The sequence below is a fragment of the Salmonella sp. A1325 genome (assembly GCF_056991255.1).
Map to the genome: position 1 here is coordinate 162,783 of NZ_JAMLWO010000004.1, position 17,480 is coordinate 180,262.

The 17,480-nt window shown below is 52.8% G+C and carries 13 protein-coding genes and 2 pseudogenes; 7 read left to right on the forward strand and 8 right to left on the reverse strand.

Going from position 1 to position 17,480, the window contains the following annotated elements; genetic code table 11:
* Positions 1-124: 124 nt before the first annotated feature.
* Entirely contained in the window at positions 125-1,396 is a 1,272-nt protein-coding gene (locus tag NAZ64_RS10085) for an acid phosphatase (protein WP_000766150.1), read from the reverse strand.
* 210 nt (positions 1,397-1,606) lie between these two features.
* Here NAZ64_RS10085 and NAZ64_RS10090 point away from each other — a divergent pair, with 210 nt between their 5' ends.
* Together NAZ64_RS10090 and gorA are read left to right on the forward strand one after the other, a co-directional pair.
* Complete coding sequence (locus NAZ64_RS10090; RefSeq protein ID WP_000954233.1) at positions 1,607-2,449, forward strand: 23S rRNA (adenine(2030)-N(6))-methyltransferase RlmJ; 843 nt, start codon at positions 1,607-1,609, stop codon at positions 2,447-2,449.
* A 104-nt stretch (positions 2,450-2,553) separates the two neighbouring features.
* Positions 2,554-3,906 (forward strand): glutathione-disulfide reductase, encoded by a 1,353-nt coding sequence (gorA, locus tag NAZ64_RS10095; RefSeq protein WP_000160773.1) that lies wholly within the window; start codon positions 2,554-2,556, stop codon positions 3,904-3,906.
* 167 nt (positions 3,907-4,073) lie between these two features.
* Here gorA and NAZ64_RS10100 read toward each other — a convergent pair.
* From NAZ64_RS10100 to NAZ64_RS10110, 3 genes and pseudogenes are all read right to left on the reverse strand, one after another.
* Positions 4,074-4,283 (reverse strand): annotated as a pseudogene (locus NAZ64_RS10100) (asparaginase domain-containing protein); the annotation flags it as partial.
* A pseudogene (locus tag NAZ64_RS10105) lies at positions 4,210-4,443 on the reverse strand (phosphoheptose isomerase family protein); the annotation flags it as partial. The pseudogenes NAZ64_RS10100 and NAZ64_RS10105, both read right to left, overlap by 74 nt.
* A 147-nt stretch (positions 4,444-4,590) precedes the next feature.
* Complete coding sequence (locus tag NAZ64_RS10110) at positions 4,591-5,310, reverse strand: GntR family transcriptional regulator (protein WP_076935806.1); 720 nt, start codon at positions 5,308-5,310, stop codon at positions 4,591-4,593.
* A gap of 325 nt (positions 5,311-5,635) precedes the next feature.
* Here NAZ64_RS10110 and NAZ64_RS10115 point away from each other — a divergent pair, with 325 nt between their 5' ends.
* Positions 5,636-7,285, forward strand: a complete 1,650-nt coding sequence (locus NAZ64_RS10115; RefSeq protein ID WP_220569579.1) for an alpha,alpha-trehalase — start codon at positions 5,636-5,638, stop codon at positions 7,283-7,285.
* A gap of 12 nt (positions 7,286-7,297) precedes the next feature.
* Here NAZ64_RS10115 and NAZ64_RS10120 read toward each other — a convergent pair whose 3' ends face one another.
* Positions 7,298-8,887, reverse strand: coding sequence for an STY4199 family HEPN domain-containing protein (locus tag NAZ64_RS10120; RefSeq protein WP_220569578.1), 1,590 nt, complete (start codon positions 8,885-8,887; stop codon positions 7,298-7,300).
* A gap of 280 nt (positions 8,888-9,167) precedes the next feature.
* On the opposite strand from NAZ64_RS10120, the gene NAZ64_RS10125 reads away from it, so the two are divergent.
* Positions 9,168-9,524 (forward strand): glycoside hydrolase family protein, encoded by a 357-nt coding sequence (locus NAZ64_RS10125; RefSeq protein ID WP_001120252.1) that lies wholly within the window; start codon positions 9,168-9,170, stop codon positions 9,522-9,524.
* 5 nt (positions 9,525-9,529) lie between these two features.
* Here NAZ64_RS10125 and NAZ64_RS10130 read toward each other — a convergent pair whose 3' ends face one another.
* Positions 9,530-10,132, reverse strand: a complete 603-nt coding sequence (locus tag NAZ64_RS10130; protein ID WP_023218886.1) for a helix-turn-helix transcriptional regulator — start codon at positions 10,130-10,132, stop codon at positions 9,530-9,532.
* A 630-nt stretch (positions 10,133-10,762) separates the two neighbouring features.
* On the opposite strand from NAZ64_RS10130, the gene NAZ64_RS10135 reads away from it, so the two are divergent.
* The 3 genes from NAZ64_RS10135 to NAZ64_RS10145 all read left to right on the forward strand — a co-directional run bounded on the left by NAZ64_RS10135 (position 10,763) and on the right by NAZ64_RS10145 (position 14,436).
* Complete coding sequence (locus NAZ64_RS10135) at positions 10,763-11,662, forward strand: LysR family transcriptional regulator (protein WP_220569905.1); 900 nt, start codon at positions 10,763-10,765, stop codon at positions 11,660-11,662.
* A gap of 72 nt (positions 11,663-11,734) precedes the next feature.
* On the forward strand, positions 11,735-12,763 hold the full coding sequence (yhjD, locus tag NAZ64_RS10140; RefSeq protein WP_000191230.1) for an inner membrane protein YhjD: 1,029 nt from the start codon (positions 11,735-11,737) through the stop codon (positions 12,761-12,763).
* A gap of 350 nt (positions 12,764-13,113) precedes the next feature.
* Entirely contained in the window at positions 13,114-14,436 is a 1,323-nt protein-coding gene (locus NAZ64_RS10145; RefSeq protein WP_001148981.1) for an MFS transporter, read from the forward strand.
* Between the two features lie 39 nt (positions 14,437-14,475).
* On the opposite strand, the gene NAZ64_RS10150 is transcribed toward NAZ64_RS10145, so the two are convergent.
* Both NAZ64_RS10150 and pdeH read right to left on the reverse strand, forming a co-directional pair.
* Positions 14,476-16,536, reverse strand: a complete 2,061-nt coding sequence (locus NAZ64_RS10150; protein ID WP_000158674.1) for an AsmA family protein — start codon at positions 16,534-16,536, stop codon at positions 14,476-14,478.
* A 109-nt stretch (positions 16,537-16,645) separates the two neighbouring features.
* Entirely contained in the window at positions 16,646-17,413 is a 768-nt protein-coding gene (gene pdeH / locus NAZ64_RS10155) for a cyclic-guanylate-specific phosphodiesterase (RefSeq protein WP_000595626.1), read from the reverse strand.
* Positions 17,414-17,480: the final 67 nt, after the last annotated feature.

The window sequence follows — 17,480 nt, forward strand, 5'->3', positions numbered from 1 at the left end:
GAGATCTAGAATGGGGGATAGTAAGGGGAATTTCAATGATGGACAGCGTACAGACGTGGGTATCGCTGCAATAAGCCGCCTTTAACATCATCCCGGCTTACGTTTTATAAGCCGGGTGACAACGTCAGCGCGTTTTTCTCGCCATCTCGTAAGCAGCGGACAGATCCAGACGCTGCCAGAACTGTTGATCCTCGGTCTCGCCCGACAACGGATATCCTGCCGGTAACGCCGTCTCTTCCATTAACGCCTGACGCTGCGCTGGCGACAGGTTCGGCAGCGCTGTCTGTAGCAGAACATCGGCACCTTTTGGTATTTTCAACGGCTGATGCTCGCCTTTCTGTTGCGGCAGGTTATAAGTCATGGTGAAGCGGTAGAAGGTATGCATAGCCGGATCGCGGTACGGATCGTCTTTTCCGGCCGATGCCGCGCATTCGACAATCGTCGTACCGCACTCTTTCACCAGCGCCTCGCGCAGTTGGGCGCGAGCTTCGTTGAATAACGTACGGTAATACGGATCGTTAAGATAATGCGCGACATTACGCTGCGCGACCATCCGCGCGCCCATCACATCCAGCGGATAGTGTACGCCAAGGACCAGGCGAGAATAGCCATAACGCGCGCCACGAATCACCAGCGCATCAAAGCGTTCCGGGATCATTTCCGCCATCAACAGCGCATCCGTATAACCGGTATTCGTGTGTCCGCTGGGAAAAGCACCGCCACCTGCGGTATAAGGATGACCATCTTTTACCACCACATCATCCGGCGTCAAATGGATAGTATTACCCGGCACCTGGTAAGGACGCGGGTAATGAAAATATTTTTTCGCCGCGCCGGTGCTGACTTCCGAGGCTTTAATCAACGCTGCCGCTTTGCCCAACTCACCTTTATCATAAGCGGCGAGAAATGCCCGCCCCAGCCGTGGCCCCATTGCGTCGCTCAGGAAATAGAGATACTCCACGCTTTCCGCATCCGCCAGCGCCTGGTGACGGGTATTAACATCGGCATCGTGATTAATCGCCGTCACCGTCGCCAGATTGTCTTTCAATACTGCTTCCGGCAATGTATTGAAGGCGGAAAGTAGGGTAATCCCCATCTGTTGATTCTCAGTAGTATGAAAATCATAACCGCTAGCCTGTAACCAGGCATTATCCGCCTGGATGGAATTCTGTCGCATCTGAGCCAGGGCGTCGCGAGTCAACGCGGCGGTATCGCCTTGTAATGCCTTACGCAACTGTGTCAGCCATTGAGCCTCAAGGTCATTAAAGGCGACGCTCGCCGAGTCGGGCGTCACGCTTTTCGCTATCGACTCCGCCTGGGACAGGGGAATATCTTTCGCCAGTGCCGGCATCGCCAGCGCCAGAGATGACGCCAGTACAGTAATGTGTAGTTTCATTATGGTTCCTTTCATTAAGAATAACGCCAGGTCAAAACCACTACCTTGCCCACAGGCGATGCTGGCCTGCGCAGTTGACGGTTTGATGATACGAACACGTCTTGCAATACTTTCACAACGCGCGAAACAACATGGCGGTACTGGGGTAATCTGCGCGGATCTGCGGTAAACTATCGGCTAACTTGTTTACTTCCCGGAATATCTGCATCCATGCTCAGTTATCGTCACAGCTTTCACGCTGGCAACCACGCCGACGTCCTTAAACATACCGTTCAGAGCCTGATCATCGAGTCGCTAAAAGAGAAAGAAAAACCGTTTCTCTATCTGGACACGCACGCGGGCGCGGGGCGTTATCAGTTGGGCAGCGAACATGCTGAACGTACCGGAGAGTATCTGGAAGGCATCGCCCGTATCTGGCAGCAGGACGATCTGCCCGCCGAACTGGAACCGTATATTAGCGTCGTAAAACATTTCAACCGCAGCGGGCAGTTACGCTACTATCCGGGCTCTCCGTTGATCGCCCGCCAGTTGCTGCGTGAGCAGGACAGTCTGCAACTCACGGAATTGCATCCCAGCGACTTCCCACTGTTGCGCGCGGAGTTTCAAAAAGACAACCGCGCCCGTGTGGAACGCGCTGACGGCTATCAGCAACTGAAAGCCAAATTGCCGCCGGTTTCCCGCCGCGGTCTGATCCTCATTGACCCGCCTTATGAAATGAAAACCGACTACCAGGCGGTAGTCAGCGGCATCAGCGAGGGTTATAAACGTTTCGCCACCGGGACATACGCGCTATGGTATCCGGTGGTGCTCCGCCAGCAAATTAAGCGCATGATTCATGATCTGGAAGCCACCGGCATCCGTAAAATCCTGCAAATTGAGCTGGCGATCCGCCCGGACAGCGATCAGCGCGGGATGACGGCGTCCGGTATGATCGTGGTTAACCCGCCGTGGAAACTGGAGCAGCAGATGAACAACGTGCTACCGTGGCTGCACAGCAGGTTGGCGCCAAACGGTCACGGACACACTTCGGTAAGCTGGATCGTGCCGGAGTAATCACAGCCATCGGTGGAACCTTTCACCTTCAGGTATACAATCGCGAATATTTTGGCGGGTAGCGCAGAATCTATCCGTCCGACAACGAACATAAAGGAGCGGTCATGACCAAACACTATGATTACATCGCTATCGGCGGCGGCAGCGGCGGTATCGCCTCGATTAACCGCGCCGCTATGTACGGCCAGAAATGCGCGCTCATCGAAGCCAAAGAGCTGGGCGGCACCTGTGTTAACGTGGGCTGCGTGCCGAAGAAAGTGATGTGGCATGCCGCGCAGATTCGTGAAGCGATTCATCTGTATGGCCCGGACTACGGTTTTGACACCACGATTAATCAGTTCGACTGGAGCAAGCTGATTGCCAGCCGTACCGCGTATATTGACCGCATCCATACTTCATACGACAACGTGCTGGGCAAAAATAACGTGGATGTGATTAAAGGCTTTGCCCGCTTTGTCGATGCCAAAACCATTGAAGTGAACGGCGAAACCATCACCGCCGACCATATTTTGATCGCTACCGGCGGCCGTCCAAGCCATCCTGAGATTCCAGGCGTGGAATACGGCATTGATTCCGACGGTTTCTTTGCGCTGTCTGCCTTGCCGGAGCGGGTCGCGGTGGTAGGCGCAGGTTATATCGCCGTTGAACTGGCTGGCGTTATCAACGCGCTGGGGGCGAAAACGCATCTGTTTGTCCGTAAACATGCGCCGCTGCGCAGTTTTGACCCGATGATTAGCGAAACGCTGGTTGAGGTGATGAACGCCGAAGGCCCGCAACTGCATACTCACGCCGTGCCGAAAGCGGTGGTGAAAAACGCCGACGGCAGTCTGACTTTGGAACTGGAAGATGGCCGCAGTGAAACCGTTGATTGCCTGATCTGGGCCATTGGTCGCGAACCGTCGACCGACAATATTAATCTGGCGGCTGCGGGCGTGAAAACCAATGAAAAAGGTTACATCATTGTCGATAAATTCCAGAATACCAACGTTGAAGGCATTTACGCCGTTGGCGACAATACTGGCGCGGTAGAACTAACGCCAGTCGCCGTCGCCGCCGGTCGCCGTCTCTCCGAACGCCTGTTTAACAACAAGCCGGACGAGCATCTGGACTACAGCAACATCCCGACCGTGGTCTTTAGCCATCCGCCTATCGGCACCGTCGGGTTAAGCGAGCCGCAGGCGCGTGAGCAGTACGGCGACGAGCAGGTAAAAGTCTATAAATCATCGTTTACCGCTATGTATACCGCGGTGACGACGCACCGCCAGCCGTGCCGTATGAAGCTGGTCTGCGTCGGGCCGGAAGAAAAAATTGTGGGTATCCACGGTATCGGCTTCGGCATGGATGAAATGTTGCAGGGCTTCGCGGTAGCACTGAAGATGGGCGCTACCAAGAAAGACTTCGATAATACCGTCGCTATTCACCCGACCGCGTCGGAAGAGTTTGTGACCATGCGTTAATATCTTATGCGCCCATCTTCGAGGGTGGGCGCACAGGCCTTCATGATTAATACGTACTGAAATAATTCTGGCTCAGTTCCGGATTACGCGTCTGAGTTAGTGCCGTCATCAGCAACACCCGCGCCTTCGCGGGGTTGAGCGAGTCAGACACCAGCCCTGGCTGCCCTTGCGCCATCGGCGCTGATTGCCGACGCGGGCCGCATTGCAGCAGTAAACACCACCGGTTTGTCGCTTTTCACGGTCAAATTAAGAAAGTAGGCGGTTTCATCGAGCGTGTCAGTGCCATGAGTAATGACCACACCGTCAACATCGTCCCGCGCCAATAACGCATTCACCTTCTGTGAAAGTTTCAGGATAATATCGCTGGCCATATTTTTTCAGGAAGTTTAACGCGCGTTCATCCACCGCCCGCGTATTGCCCTCGGAAAACTGGAAGAAGAAAGGCGTATTCGCATCGGTAATTTCAAACGACCCGTGGAAAAACTCACCGCTATGAATACAGGCGGAATGTATCCATTGCATTTCCATAAAGATACAGGCGAGGATTCGCCATAAATGACTCATAATGTATTATTATTTTTATATGACATTTAAAGACATATGATCAAGATGGAAACCAAAAAAAATCGGGATCCGCGATCTGGATCCCGATTCAGCCTGCTCTTCGTTAGCGTAATGCTGACATCATACGGTAAACCGTATTTTATCGCCGACAATCAACTGTTGCGAAACGCAGGAGAGTTCTCCTTTGTTATCAATCATTTCACTTTTTATCAGGATCAGCGGATAACCCTCGTTGACGCCAAGATAATGGGCGACTTCAAAGCTGGCATAAACCAGTTCGATCATCTTACGGGAATGGGTAAACCATAAATGGTATTTCTCGCGTAAGCATTCATACAAAGAGTGATTATTAAGATCTTCGTCCAGCAAAAACGCAAAACGTGGGGGGAGATGTACGGTTTCCAGCGATACCGCCACATCGTCGGCATAGCGGATACGTTCAATGACGATCGCTTTTTCGCCATCGTTCATATTCAGTAACGCTTTTGTCTCATCGTCTACCGATTCAAAAACGGATTTGATAGTGCGTGACCCCGGGCGACGTCCCTGGGACTGGCATAACTCGCTGAAACTCATGATGCCGGTCATGCTACGCTGAAATTTCTCACCAGAGACAAAGGTGCCTTTGCCGGAGACACGGGTCAGCAAATTTTCACGCGTCAGCGCATCCAACGCCTTACGGACCGTGACCCTGCTCACCTGCCAGCGCGCACTCAGTTCATTTTCCGTCGGGATCTGCTGGCCTGGTTTATACTCTCCACGCGCAATGGCCTCTTTTAAGGCGGCTTCAAGCTGCTTATAAAGCGGTTTGGCGCTTTTACTGTCGGGTTGCTCGATCATTTGTATCCATTTGTATTACCATAGTGCCATAGCTTGTATTATAACTATTTACGTTACCTTTGCTTGTGAATCCACGCCATGCGGCGACGTAGTGATACCGCTATGAAACGAATGTTCTGATTTTAGGTCTGGGGCGGGCGTCATGAAAATAGGATTTTCGCAATATTATTCAGTAAGTTATGAAGTGTTTTTCTTGAGAGACAAATTGCAAAATGTGATCTATCGCACACTTTGCCACTCAGGTATCGAAGCGAATGTCTACGCTTAATAGACAGCCGGGCAACACCCGTATCTTTTACGACGCAAGCCGGAGGTCCTTGTCATTATGCTCAACCAGAAATTAAACCCCACGCCTTCTGAAGATCTGACTATTGATGTCGATCTGCTTTATGAAACAGACCCGTGCGAGTTAAAGCTGGATGAAATGATCGAGGCGGAACCGGAGCCGGAGATGATCGAGGGGCTTCCCGCCTCTGACGCCCTGACCCCTGCCGATCGGTATCTCGAACTGTTCGAGCATGTACAGTCAACAAAACTGTTTCCAGACAGTAAAACGTTCCCGGACTGCGCGCCGAAGATGGACCCGCTTGATATCCTGATCCGCTACCGTAAGGTCAGACGCCACCGTGATTTTGACTTACGCCGCTTCGTCGAGAACCATTTCTGGCTACCGGAAACCTTATCCAGCGAGTATGTCTCTAACCCCGAAAACTCGCTCAAAGAACATATTGACCAGCTTTGGCCGATACTGACGCGCGAACCGCAGGATCATATTCCGTGGTCTTCGCTGCTGGCGCTGCCGCAATCCTATATCGTGCCGGGAGGCCGTTTTAGCGAAACCTATTATTGGGACTCTTATTTTACCATGCTGGGTCTGGCGGAAAGCGGGCGCGAAGACTTACTTAAATGTATGGCGGATAATTTCGCCTGGATGATTGAAAACTATGGCCATATTCCCAACGGCAACCGGACCTATTATCTGAGCCGCTCGCAGCCGCCGGTTTTCGCCCTTATGGTTGAACTGTTCGAAGAAGATGGCGTACGCGGCGCGCGGCGTTATCTCGACCATCTCAAAATGGAATACGCCTTCTGGATGGACGGCGCCGAATCGCTGGCGCTCAACCAGGCTTATCGCCACGTTGTGCGGATGCCGGACGGTTCCCTGCTGAACCGCTACTGGGACGATCGCGACACGCCGCGCGACGAGTCCTGGCTGGAAGATGTCGAAACCGCAAAACACTCCGGTCGTCCGCCCAATGAAGTCTACCGGGATTTGCGCGCCGGGGCGGCGTCCGGCTGGGACTATTCTTCACGCTGGCTACGCGATGCGGGCCGGCTTGCCAGCATACGTACGACCCAGTTTATCCCTATCGATTTGAACGCTTTTCTGTATAAACTGGAGAGCGCTATCGCCAATATTTCAGCGCTGAAAGGCGAATGTGACACCGAGGCGCTATTTCGCCAGAAAGCCAGCGATCGACGCGCCGCCGTGAACCATTATCTGTGGGATGATGAAAACGGCTGTTATCGGGACTATGACTGGCGACGCGAAGAAATGGCGCTCTTTTCCGCTGCCAGTATCGTGCCGCTGTATGTCGGTATGGCGAACCACGAGCAGGCCGACCGTCTGGCAAATGTGGTACGCAGCCGTCTGTTAACGCCCGGCGGGATTATGGCGACCGAATACGAAACCGGTGAACAGTGGGATAAACCGAACGGCTGGGCACCGCTGCAATGGATGGCGATTCAGGGCTTCAAACTGTATGGCGACGATATGCTGGGCGATGAAATCGCCCATAACTGGTTAAAAACGGTGAACCATTTTTATCAGGAGCACCATAAACTGATCGAGAAATACCATATTTCCGGCGGTACGCCCCGCGAAGGCGGCGGGGGCGAGTATCCGCTACAGGATGGGTTCGGCTGGACCAATGGCGTGGTGCGCCGCCTGATTGGCCTTTACGGAGAGCCTTAACCTGCTCCGGCCTCAGTGAATCGCATCATAAATGGCTGACTGAATTTTCAGCCATTTTTTATTGTCTGCGCTGGGCCGGGCCTGAGCGCGCAGTCGGGCCTGCTCCGTATCGTGCTGCTGGCGCGTCACAACAGCCGGAACGGTGCAAAACGTTTGCAAATAGGTTTTATGCATCGCGGTCAGCGGCGCGCCGCTCGACATATCATGACTTAACGTTGTGATAAATCGTCGGCAGGGTTTGACCTCATCCATCAGCGCGGGATAACGCAACAACAGTTGCAGCACCTCGGTATGTCCTGCCGCAAACGCCTGCTCCGTCCACGCGAGCTGCCAGTTCATTCCGCCCTGGAGGAACAGCGCCGTCACCCGCGTATCATTGCGCTCTATCGCCGCCCGCATGGTAAACGCATCCCAGGTAATCCCCATATGATTGAGCGTTTCCCGCGCGGAAGGCGCCTCGCGCGGCGGTTCATCCTGCGCCATTGCGGGAGTTTGCCCGTTATCGGAGCCTGGCGACGGCGAACTAAATAGCCAGAACGCGCCCGCCAGTATCGCCAGCGACATGACGCCAACCCCGGCCCACAAAGTGCCGGAAATAAGTTGCTCACGCTCTTCAGGCGTACGCGGAGGCCGCTTACGCGGTGGTTCTATGCTCTCGCTAATCTCATGCTTATCTCCCCCGGCCTGCCGATCTTTAAGCCGCGCGGTTTCCCAGAACTGGCGCAATTCACGTTCATCCGCCAGCAGAAACGAAGCGGGATTCACGCGGGTACGTTTTTCGGCATAGGCGCGCTGGATGGGCCGAACGATTTGCTGATACTGAACGTTTAGCAGCATAAGCTGCGCTGAGGTGAGCGGCTGCCTGGCGATAACCTCGTTTCGCGCGAGGCGGCAATCATCCAGAAACATACGCAGGGTGGTGCGCGACTCGGCGAACAGCGTTAACGCTGAGGCGTCATTAAAAATTCTGACGTAATGACGGGCAAACAATTTTTTATCGACCACCATAAGCGCCAGTTCGCTGAACAACATGCCTTCCAGCGCATGTTGATCTTCTCCCTGTTTTAACCACTGGCGCAAACGGTCCGGGCCAAAATGTTGCTTGAGGTAGTGATTCAGCGACGCCCGATCCGGCCATGCGCGCGCAATAAGCGCTTTTAACGTCAGTTCTATCGCCCGAAGCTGACGCTGCGCCTCAAGATGCGCCTCCTGGTCGGGGTCTTCCAGCTCAGTTTGATACGTCAGTAGCGGCTGCTGCTGACGTAGATGTTCCAGCGAGGTGACAAAACGCAACGCGGCAAGGAGTTGATTTTCGCTCACCTCTTGCCCGCTGTCATACTGGGGAACATGCTGCTGAAGGTGACGCAGTTGCAGCATAAACTGGCTCAACTGCGCGTCATTTATCCGCAATTTTTTCGCCACCGCGCCCCAACCGCCCAGGTTAAGACGCGCCTGCTCAAGTTGTTCCATGAACCACCGGGGCTCTTTTCCCTCAGTGGTATGAATACCCAGCAGCAGCAGGATTTCTATTGATGCCTGGCGGATAATCCCCAGGCTATGTTCAAAAGGCGCACGTGTCGCCTGCGAAGCGCTATTCGTCATTATCTTCCCTAAAAAGACGATCCCGCGACGAGATCTTCGTTTTCTTTTAATTATGTTTTTTCATAGATATAACAGATTTAGCCACATTTCAGTGACTTAATCTTAATGATTGCAAATTTATAAGAAGATCGGTTACTAACCAAAAACATCAGTTTTTCATTCTGTCAACGCGGCGTGACGCTGAACGGCATAGACCTTTTTCCTGCCTGCGTTTGGCCGTCTGACCGCTAGCCACGCTTGCAGCACACTTTATAATCGCGCTTTTTATGAGAAAGATGCCATGCCGCACATTTCATCTCGCTTTAGCTCCGCCTGCATCGCGTTTATTAAACAGTGGCAGGGTCTGTCGCTGGAAAAGTATCGCGATCGGCAGGGTAACTGGGTGATTGGTTACGGGCATATGTTGACGCCGGATGAGACGCTGACGTTCATTACGCCCGAACAGGCGGAGGCATTCTTGCTGGATGACCTCAATAGCTGCGATATGCTGCTACAGAATTGTTTGCCGGAACTTAATGATCGGTTTCAACGCGAAACGCTTATTGCGCTGATGTTCAGCATCGGACATCAGCGTTTTTTATCATTAATCAATACGGGTGATATTTCACAGCCAGAAATAAGCGGACTGCGAATTTAACGCCGTTAATTCGATTCATTTAACATCATGGCGGCCTGGGTACGATTTTTTACATCCAGCCGCCGGTAAAGCGACTCCAGATGCGCTTTAACCGTCCCGGTACTAATATTTAACGCCCGCCCAATTTGTTTATTTGATTCTCCTGCGGCAAGCATCTGTAAAATTTCCCGCTGGCGGGCGCTTAACGCTTTTATATCACGGGACTCCAGCTCCGTTGAATTTAACCAATCCCCCGGTAAAAACATCATCCCGCGAGCGACAGCATTGAGCGCAAGGACAAAGGTTTCGGCATCAGAATCGCGTGGCACCACGGCCTGAACGTTAAATTGCATCACTTCATGCAGCCACTTTTGACTGCCACCCATCGCTGTGATAATAATCTTCACCTCCGGAAATTGCTGCGCGGTTCTTTGTAACACCTCGCGGCAAAATTCAGCATCCAGGCCGCTATCCAGCATGACCAGCGCATCCGGCGCGCTTTCTATTTTTTGCCAGAGTTCTTCTGCCTGACCGACACTCTGGATACTTATTCCTGGAATGTGCTGCTGCAAACTGATTTTCATTCCATGAATAAATATTGACTGCCTGTCAAACATGATTACCTGCATTACTTTTCTCCACCTGGGTAAGATAATAGTCTCAAGATGAGGAAGGGTATTACCCGTAGGGTAAAATAAGAAGTCGCTATTTGGTATAGGCCATTTTACCGATAGTCATTGGTTGAGGAAGGGAAAGGTTATGAATATTTACAGCTTCAACATCGGGATTACAGAATTCGCTAAAATTAGCGTTTTAAAGTAAGGAATATCTTATTAGCGCGAACAGCCAAGGCTAATTTGAATATTAATTTAATGAAGAGTACGCCTGGCGTGTCACAAAGGAAATATCTGCTTTTCACCTGATGTGTTACAAAAAATAAAGTAGCACATTTTGTTAAAAAATAGCCAATCCGCCTGAAAACCGCGACGATGGGTCAATGACAATACCGTGTATGTACATGCATTTCTCTCTCCCACTGCACCCGCGGCTATCAGCGTGTTTTACCGCTCTCGTCCCGTTTATCGGCTTGTTGGCGCTAAAAAGCCTGGCCGGATGGCGATAAATCCGCCGCGCAACGTGATCAGACGTATTTGTCACGCGAGCAATGATTGCGAAAGGGCTTATTAGATGCTAGAAAATCAATAAAACCAGCCGCTTCAGCGTCACTGTTTCAATAAAAACAATAATAGAGCCTGATGATGGATAAAATATATGCAATGAAATTGTTTGTACGCGTGGCGGAACGGGAAAGTTTTTCCCGTGCAGCAGAGGATATCGGCCTTCCCAAAGGCAGCGTCTCACGGCAAATACAAGCGTTAGAACATCAACTGGGCATCCGCCTGCTCCACCGCACCACCCGGCGGGTACAGCTTACTCAGGACGGAATGGTTTACTACGAACGGGCAAAAGATTTGTTGAGTAACCTGGATGAACTGGAAGGTCTTTTCCAGCCTGATCCCGCCAGTATCAGTGGCAAAATACGGGTAGATATACCGCCATGTCTCGCAAACAGCCTCATCATGCCGCGCCTGCCCACTTTTTTGCATCAGTATCCCGGCATTGCGCTGGAACTTTGTAGTAGCGATCGACAGGTCGATTTACTACGGGAAGATTTCGACTGCGTGGTGCGTACAGATCCGCTACATGCGCCAGGGATACTTACGTGCCCGCTTGGCAAACTGAGAAGGGTGAACTGCGCCAGCCCACAATACCTGGCGCGCTTTGGGTATCCAGAAAACCTTGACGACCTCGCCTCACATGCGGTGGTGCATTATTCATTAACGCCGGGAGTCTCTTCACCGGGTTTTGCCTTTGAAACTCCCCACGGTATGCAGTGGGTAAAAACCGGCGGAATGCTAACGGTAAACAGTACGGAGACCTGGCATACGGCCTGTCTGGCAGGATTAGGGATCATTCAGACGCCGCGCATTGCTGTACGGGAGGCGTTACGCGCCGGAACGCTCATTGAAATTTTACCGCAATATCGCGCCGCTCCACTGCCGGTGACGCTGCATTATCCCCATCGCCGTAATCTTTCCCGCCGGGTACACCTGTTTATGGTATGGCTGACGGAAACCATTAAAGAGGCCGCAGAGTAGCCGCATTTTCAGCATCCACCGGGGAGAAGCTATACTGACATATTCTATTAATGATGAAGGACTACCGACCTGATGACGCAGGAAAATGACGTAAAACGCCCTATTCAGGAACTGGAGCACGACCCGATACAAAAAATAGAAACGCAGCCGCATGACGCCCCGGAAAAAAACGAAAAGGCAAATCAGGCGTTGCATTCCGTCACCTCCCTGGTGCAAAAAATTCAGCGTCAACCAATGGTGGCCCACCTCATTCGCGCGACCGAACGTTTTAACGATCGACTGGGTAATCAGTTTGGCGCGGCTATCACCTACTTTTCGTTTCTGTCGATGATCCCGATAATGATGGTGTCCTTTGCCGCGGCAGGTTTTATCCTCGCCTCGCACCCTAATCTACTGGAAGATATTTTCAGCAAGATATTGATGAATGTGAGCGATCCTACGCTGGCGTCCACGCTTAAAAATACGATTAATACGGCGGTTCAACAGCGTACCACGGTAGGGCTGGTCGGACTGGGTATCGCGCTCTATTCCGGCGTTAACTGGATGGGCAACCTGCGGGAAGCGATTCGCGCCCAGTCACGGGACGTCTGGGAGCGCAAGCCGCAGGATCAGGAGAAAATCTGGCTCAAATATCTGCGCGATTTTATCTCGCTGATTGGATTATTAATCGCTTTAATCATTACGCTGTCCATTACTTCCATCGCCGGTTCCGCCCAGCAGATGATCATCTCCGCCTTGTATCTCGACAGCATCGAATGGTTAAAACCGGCCTGGCATTTGATCGGTCTGGCCATCTCTATTTTTGCCAACTATCTGCTTTTTTTCTGGATTTTCTGGCGACTGCCTCGCCATCGTCCCCGTAAAAAAGCGTTGATTCGCGGGACATTTATCGCCGCTATCGGTTTTGAGGTGATTAAAATCATTATGACTTATACGCTGCCGTCACTGGTGAAATCGCCTTCCGGCGCGGCGTTTGGCTCCGTACTCGGTCTGATGGCATTCTTCTACTTTTTTGCCCGCCTGACGTTATTCTGTGCGGCCTGGATAGCCACCGCCGAATATAAGGACGACCCGCGAATGCCGGGTAAAACGCAACGCTAGTCTGCGGCTTGCTGCCGGATGGCACGCACGGCGTCGTCATTCGGCCTACTGATGTGTAGACCCAGGCCGGGCATGTAAAGCGTACCCGGCGGTACAATCAGGCACGTCCTTCCGCCTCATCTCATTGTTTCAGCATATAAATCCAGTAATTAACTTTTATTTAACCCGAAACCAGTTTTATCCACCAATTCTAAAATTATGTGAAGCATTTCATAGACGCAAAATGGCTGGCTTAAACATTATCCCCTTTTTGCGCTTTTTTTGACCATTTTTGGCTTTTGTTACACATTGAAATATAACTTTTGCTGTGCGTAATATGGCTATTCGTTCGCTAAAAATAAGAAAATAGTATGCAAGCAACCGCCACAACACTCGACCATGAGCAGGAACATGTTCCGGTAAACTCACGCAATAAAGTCGTTATTGCCTCGCTTATCGGCACCGCGATTGAGTTCTTCGACTTCTATATTTACGCCACCGCTGCGGTGATCGTGTTCCCCCTTATCTTCTTCCCCCAGGGCGATCCCACTGCGGCAACGCTACAATCGCTCGCTACCTTCGCTATCGCGTTTGTGGCGCGTCCGATTGGCTCTGCGCTATTCGGCCACTTCGGCGACCGGGTAGGCCGCAAAGTCACGCTGGTGGCTTCGCTGCTGACGATGGGGATCTCCACGGTCATTATCGGTCTGTTACCGGGCTACGCGACGATAGGTATTTTCGCGCCGCTGCTGCTGGCGCTGGCGCGTTTCGGTCAGGGACTGGGGCTGGGCGGCGAATGGGGCGGCGCGGCGTTATTAGCGACGGAGAATGCGCCGCCGCGCAAACGCGCGCTGTATGGCTCCTTCCCGCAGTTGGGCGCGCCGATCGGCTTCTTTTTTGCCAATGGCACCTTCCTGTTGCTCTCCTGGCTGCTGACCGACGAGCAGTTTATGAGCTGGGGCTGGCGCGTGCCGTTTATCTTCTCGGCGGTGCTGGTGATTATCGGCCTGTATGTGCGCGTGTCGCTGCATGAAACGCCGGTGTTTGCGAAAGTCGCCGCAGCGAAAAAGCAGGTAAAAATACCGCTGGGCACGTTGCTGACGAAGCATGTCCGCGTAACCATTCTCGGCACGTTTATTATGCTGGCGACCTACACGCTGTTCTATATCATGACCGTCTATTCCATGACTTACAGCACTGCCGCCGCGCCGGTGGGGCTTGGCTTGCCGCGCAATGAAATACTGTGGATGCTGATGATGGCGGTGATTGGTTTCGGCGTGATGGTGCCCGTCGCCGGCCTGCTGGCGGACGCATTTGGCCGTCGGAAAAGCATGGTCATCATTACCACGCTCATCATTCTCTTCGCGTTGTTCGCCTTTACCCCGCTGCTGGGTTCAGGCAATCCAGCGCTGGTATTCGTATTCCTGTTGTTAGGCCTGAGCCTGATGGGACTGACCTTCGGCCCAATGGGAGCGCTGCTGCCGGAGCTATTTCCGACGGAAGTGCGCTATACCGGCGCATCGTTTTCCTACAATGTGTCATCAATTCTGGGCGCTTCCGTCGCGCCATATATTGCCGCATGGCTGCAAAGCCACTACGGGCTGGCGGCGGTAGGGGTTTACCTGGCGTCAATGGCGGCGCTGACGCTGATTGCACTGCTGTTAACCCATGAGACGCGTCATCAGGCGTTGTAATAGGGCGCCGGATGGCGTCATCCGGCGCTACGTTTCACGTTACTGCTTCATCTGCGTTAAAATCGTCCGGCACTGATTGGCTTCGCCTTCAGAGGGCGAAATGAGCGCCAATAGCGCGGCGGCGGGCGTTACCAACGTCGCCAGCGCTGCCGCAACCGCGCCGCGCGCAATCAGCGGGCCGGGCTTGACGCCCGCCTGCGGATTTTTAAATGTCCCACGCACGTACAGCGGCGATCGCAGCGTAATAATACGAATCCCCTTACTTTCCGGATCAATGGTTAAATCGAGCTGTTCAGAGGCGAAGCTCGCCGTACCGGTCACGTTAATCAGCGCATTTTCTGTATCAAAAGCAAAAATTTGCGGTCGCGCCACGCCGTTCGCAATATTGAGATTCGCCGCCGCGCAGTTAACCCGCACTTCGTCATCGCCAAAAATCTGCCCGACAATATAGTTGCCGACGTTCAGCCCCACGATTTCCATCAGGTTGCGGCTAATCAATCCATCATTCATCAATAATTTGAGATTGCCGTTACTGTTGCCAAGCAGCGCGGCGACCGAGTTGCCCGTCCCGCGAATATCCGCATCGCCGTTCAGCTCACCCAGCGTTTTCTGCATCAGCTCCACATCCGGCATCAGTTCTTTAAGCTTCAGCCGACGCGCCTGTATATCCGCCCGCCCCTGCATTGGCTTTTTATCCCCTTCCAGATGGATGTTGGAGACAATACTGCCGCCTGCCAGACCAAACTTCAGCGGCTGTAGACGTAAGTCGGCGTTTTTCAGGATGATATGGGTCGAAAGATCGCTAATCGGTAGACTGCCGCCATGCTCAATACGCCGGCCTTTAAACCGGACATCGGCGTCCATAACGTCCCATTTGTCGGTTTCAAAGCGATCGTAAGGCAACACTTTATCCGCCGGCTGAACATTCTTCTCGCCTTTGCGCTGTTCAGACCGTTTCGACTGCTCAGCGTCTTTCCCGGAATCCACGCCAATCAGCGGCCCAAGATCGGCCAGTCGTAACTGGCGCGATTCGACATCGCCTTCCAGTTTAGGGCGCGGTTTACCGGTGGTATAAGTGAGGGAGCCGTGGATATCACTGTCGCCAATGCGCCCGTTAAAACCGCGATAATCAAATACCGATGACTTTTCGGCGTCAATTTTCGCCACCAATCGCCCATCGGTCTCAAACGGCGGCGTATCCGGCAGCAGCACGCCGGTTAAATCATATAAATCACCCAGTGAATCGCCAGAGAATTTAAGCCGCAGATCGACGCCGCCCATTTTCATCGGTTCGTTCACCACGCCGCTAAAAGCCACCCGCGTATTACCAGAGCGGAAATCGGCCTGCACAGGAAAAGGCGTACTTTCGCTGCGTAGCGCCAGCATACCGCCTATTTTCCCCGTACCGGTCAACGGTTCCCCGTTATAACGCCCCTGCGCCTTCAGGCCGAAGACATAGTCGCCCACGGTGGATTTGTCTGCTTTGCCTTTCGTTCCCGTCACTTCGCTGAACGGCAACGGTTTGCCTAACGGATCGATCAGAATAGTGATATCCGCTTTGCTGACCTTATCATCGATCGCGATTCGCCCCTGGTCGAAGAGAATATTATCCAGCCGGAAGGACCAGGCGGAAGGTTTAGCATTGGGGTCCGTATTCTTGTCTTGCGCGAGGTTAAAGGTCCAGTTATTGGTTTTCTCGGACAGACGAATAAGACGCGCGTCGGGTTTCACCAGTTTGATCCACGGCAGCCAGACGGTTTTGGTCAGGAGCGCCAGCGGAGCAAGCGTCGCCTCAACGCGTGGCAGATGCACCATCGTAACTTCCGGAATATCCGGCGGATTGCCGAGAATGACGTCTTCCGCGTGAACATGCGGCCACGGTACCCAGCTTCGCCAGCCGGTCTCCTGTTTTTGGCGTTCCCACACCACGCCTAAATCGCCGCGAATAGCGAAAGGCCGGTTCAATTCGGTAGAGACTTTCTGGTTGATGGTCGGTTTGAGGCGGTTCCAGTCAAATGTTGCGATCAACAAAATCACTATGGCGATCAACAACAAGAAAGTCCCTGTGATGGCGGCGGTTATTTTGCCTGCTTTAGTCATGTGTTATTTCCTCACTTCTTCCCTTGCCTGTCCTAAAGATAGTTCAGCCAGACGAAAAAGGAGGATGACCGCGCCTCGTAATACCACGTATTACGGGAACAGTCTGGCGTTACAGGGTCAGAATCACCTCTTCGAGCGATATCAGCGGCACGGGTCGAGAAAGAAAATAGCCCTGGGCGGCAAAGGCGGGCGAACGCTGCACATCACGCCACTCTTCCAGCGTCTCCACGCCCTCGACAATAACGCCGCGGCAGTAGCGGTTCATCAGTTGCAGCAGCAGAGTGAACAGGTTGCGTCCCTCCGGGGACTGACGCAGCATGACGAACAGCTCTCGCGCCACTTTAATGTAGTCATAACGCACTTCGCTCAGCGCTGAAAAATTGGCCATACCAGTACCAAAATCATCCAGCCACAGCGGGCCGAACTCACACATCGAGGCGAAAGAGGAGTCTTTCGGCAAACGAATATGTTCCACCAGTTCGAAACGCAGCCAGGGTAAGCGCTCCATCGCGGCCAGAATGTCCGGCTGTCGTCGCATGGCAATCAGCGTAGGGCCGTCGACATTGACCGATGCCAATAAGTGATGGCGAGTGAAAAAATCCGCTTTTTGTTCAAGCTGATGAAGTTGTTCTTTCACTACGTCAATGCGGTGTCGAACCGCTAACTCCGCGAAATAACGATCCGGGGCAATACGTCTGGAAGGGTTATCAGGATGGGTGACGACAGTGAGAAGTTCAACCGCCATCAGACGGCCATCCGTCTGGTATATCGGCTGGTAAGTATAGGCACGCTCGCATTGCAGCCAATAGCGCCGTTCCTGCAAATTCTCTATACCTGCATCAGGAACGCGTAGCTGCTGGATAACCTGCTTTATCATCTCAGTTGTCCTGTTAATGGGAGTGTGACTGTCCGGACTCGTCAAAGGTTATCGGCGTTCAGGCAGA